This is a genomic window from Psychroflexus lacisalsi (genome assembly GCF_020164495.1).
Lineage (GTDB): Bacteria > Bacteroidota > Bacteroidia > Flavobacteriales > Flavobacteriaceae > Psychroflexus > Psychroflexus lacisalsi.
The window spans coordinates 1-3,815 of the sequence record NZ_JAIQYZ010000012.1; the positions used below are offsets into that span (position 1 = coordinate 1).

Genomic DNA, 3,815 nt, shown 5'->3' on the forward strand with positions numbered 1-3,815 from the left:
CTTTTATTGGCAGGCGAACGGGAAAGCGTCTCAACTCCGTTACTCTAGCGCTATTGAAACATACACTCCCAAAAGGATAGCGAGAGCAACTAAACACAACTGGCGAATATAACCCATACCTCCTCCGGCATGTTTTAATAAACTATTACAATTGGAAGAATTGTAGTAGTTTTACATTAAGGTCTTGACTCGGTACGGGTCATATCCGCTTTACGTTGTGCATAATGCGGAAATAGTGCAAAACATCAAAATTTGAACTAAAAAAGCCAAAGCACAAAAAGCACATTTATTTTTTGCCAACACTAAACGCCAACGCTTAAAAAAATAAAAGAGCTGTTTCTTGCCAACGCGCGGAATGATATTAACTTTGAGTAAAAGATAAAATATATATGAGTCTATTTCAGAACTCTGTTCTAAACAAATATTTAAGAGGATTAGAATCCGAAAAAGTTAATGAAGCTTACGAAAGATTTACTAGCCATTTCCACAATCCAACTATACAAGAGAATATTCGCAATTCCAAAGAGGAACAATATCAAGGCGAATTTCTAATTGATCTTTTTGTAAATATATTTGGGTACGTAAAGAACCCAACACCTAATTTCAACCTTACAACGGAATTAAAAAATGTAAAAGATTCCAAAAAAACAGATGGTGCAATTTTAAAAGGCGAAAAAGCACTTGCTGTAATTGAACTTAAAGGGACAAACACAACTGATTTAAGCAAGGTAGAAACTCAAGCATTTGGATATAAAAACAACCAAACAGGTTGTAATTATGTAATTACTTCCAACTTTGAGAAGTTGCGTTTTTATATTGACAACGCGGTAGATTTTGAGGAATTTAATCTTTTCCAACTCACAAAAGAACGTTTCGATATTCTATGGCTTTGTCTTTCTTCAGAATATCTTTTAAAAGACATCCCAAAAAAAATAAAAGACGAATCCCTAACCCAAGAGGAGAAAATAACAAAAGAGCTCTACAAAGATTATGCTTCATTTAGAAATGAAGTATTTGAGAGTATTCAGAAAGAAAATCCAGAATACGACAAACTAACTTTATTCAAGAAAACCCAAAAATTACTTGACCGTTTTCTATTTATCTTTTTTGCAGAAGATAGATTGTTACTTCCACCAAATTCAATTCGTTCTATTGTAAATCAATGGACTGATTTGCGTGATAAATATGACGAGTATTTCACATTATATGACCGATTTCAAAAGTATTTCGATTATATGAATACAGGACATAAAGGACAACAACACGAGATTTTTGCTTACAATGGTGGTTTATTTGCACCAGATGAAGTTTTGGATAACATCAAAATAAATGATGATTTACTATTTAAACACACGGTTAATTTAAGTAACTATGATTTTGAAAGTGAAGTAAGTGTAAATATTCTTGGACACATCTTTGAACATTCATTAAATGATATTGATGAAATACAATCAGAGATAAAAGGTATTACAACTTCTCAAAGTAAATCCAAACGTAAAAAAGACGGTGTTTTTTACACGCCAAAGTACATAACTAAATACATTGTAGATCACACAGTTGGTAAACTATGTGATGAGAAAAAAACCGAACTTGACATACAAGAAGCAGAATATGAGAAAGAAAGAAAAGGAAGACAAAAAGCCACATTAAAAAAACTGGCTCAAAAATTAGAAGATTACAGAAAATGGTTATTGCAAATTACCATTTGCGACCCAGCTTGTGGTAGTGGAGCTTTTTTAAATCAAGCTTTAGAATTTTTGATTTTAGAACATAGATATATTGACGAGTTGCAAGCTAAACTTTTTGGCGATGCAATGGTCTTGAGCGAAGTCGAAAATGCGATTTTAGAAAATAATATTTATGGAGTAGATATAAATGATGAAAGTATTGATATTGCAAAACTTTCGCTTTGGTTAAGGACAGCTCAAAAAGGAAGGAAATTAACATCTTTAAACGACAATATTAAATGCGGAAATAGTCTAATTGATAATAAAGATATTGCAGGTGATAAAGCATTTAATTGGAAAGAAGAATTTCCAGAAGTTTTTAGCAAAGGAGGTTTTGATGTCATAATTGGTAATCCACCATATGTATCTAATAAAGATATGCATAGACACGGAATGCAGAATCAAATTAATCATTGGAATGAAAAATTTGAAAGTGCAAAATCTGGTAATTATGATATTTTTATTCCTTTTATTGAGCAAGGGATGAGATTAGTTAAGGAAAATCAGTCTTTATCATTTATAATCCCTAATAAATTTCTGAGCGCAAAATACTCAAAAAGTTTACTTAATTTAATAAGTAAAGATTACACCTTTGATCAAGTAATTGACTATTCAAATATTAATGTTTTTGCAGATGCATCAGTTTATCCGATAATAATTACAGTCTCAAATATTAAACAAAATCAAAAAGAAAAAACATCGGTTAATAGAATAATTGTAGAACAAGGTGCTTTTGAAGAATTCGGTATTCATAGAAAATGGGATTATATTAATTTAAAATTTCTTGATTCTATAGATAAAGAAAGCGATTCAATTATTTCAAAAATTGAAAAGTCAAAAAACACCTTAAATAATGAGTTAAGTTTCGAACCAGGAATTAACGGATTTCAATTTACCAATTATGCACAATGCGTTACAGATGGAAAAGTTAATGAAGATTCCAAAAGATTAACAGTAACAGGTAGTATTGACCCACATATTTTCACGAATAATATAACAAGGTATAAGAAAAAGGATTATGTCAAACCATATATAACATACGATTCAGAAATAATTTCAGAAGGGAAATGGGCTTTATTTAGTAGACCAAAAGTTATGGTTGCTGGCATGACAAAAATAATAGAAGCTTCATTAGACGCAGAAGGTAAGTATGCACCAGCAGTTAGTGTCTATAGTATTTGTGGAGAAATAGAAAATTTATATCAAGTACAATTAATTATCAACTCTAAACTTATAAACTGGTTTTTTCGATATAAGTTTTCAGATAAACATATGGCTGGTGGTTACATAAGTGTTAATAATCTTCTTCTTCAAAAAATCCCTTTGAAGAAAATATCAGACAACACTAAAACAAAATTATTAGTTGAGAATTCTAATTTCTTTAGAGTAGAATTAGAAACTGTAGCAAATAATTTTACATCGTTGATAAAATCAAAATTTGAAATCGAGAAAGTTAGCAGAAAATTACAGAATTGGTATCAATTTGAATTTAAAGATTTTCTTAAAGAGCTAAAAAAACAGAAAATCACTATTAGTCTTAATGAAGAAGCAGAATGGATGCAATACTTCAAAGAACAAAAAGAAAAAACAGCGGAATTAGAATCCAAAATTTTACAAACAGATAATGAGATGGATGTAATAGTTTATGAATTGTACGGATTGACGGAAGACGAAATAAAAACGGTTGAAAAAGCCACCACTTAAGCCATACACATTTGCAATTCGCTACAGCCAACACACAAGCCCAAAATTGCAAAAGAGTATGTCTTGCCAACGCACTCATTCGAACTAAATAACAAGCATCGAAAAACCAAGCAGAACGTAAAAAGCACTATGCACAACATCGTATAACAGCAAATAGCGGGTATTCTGTTGAAAAGTGTTATTTTAGAGATCAATTAACAAACAACAAAGCCGACAAGTTCGCGTCCCTACTCCACGCCACTTGCGTTATACAAGACCGTTAGGCACAATTAAAAACCAACGACAATGACAAAAATCTACAGAAGTTTTTCAGAACCAGACAGAGTGAATCTCTCTTGGGAGGAAACTTGGCGACGAGAAGATAAAGGATTGATTAAAAACTAT

Annotated in this window: 1 protein-coding gene; it reads left to right on the top strand. The window is 31.2% G+C overall.

Translation table 11 applies throughout. From position 1 onward, the window contains the following. The first annotated feature begins 389 nt into the window (after nt 1-389). A complete protein-coding gene (locus tag LB449_RS13685; RefSeq protein ID WP_224455682.1) occupies nt 390-3,431 on the top strand; it encodes an Eco57I restriction-modification methylase domain-containing protein in 3,042 nt (1,013 codons plus the stop codon). The last annotated feature ends 384 nt before the right edge of the window (nt 3,432-3,815 follow it).

What these genes read in the sequence shown, in the direction of transcription:
- LB449_RS13685 (WP_224455682.1), top strand. Translation starts at nt 390, where the DNA reads ATGAGTCTATTTCAGAACTCTGTTCTAAACAAATATTTAAGAGGATTA.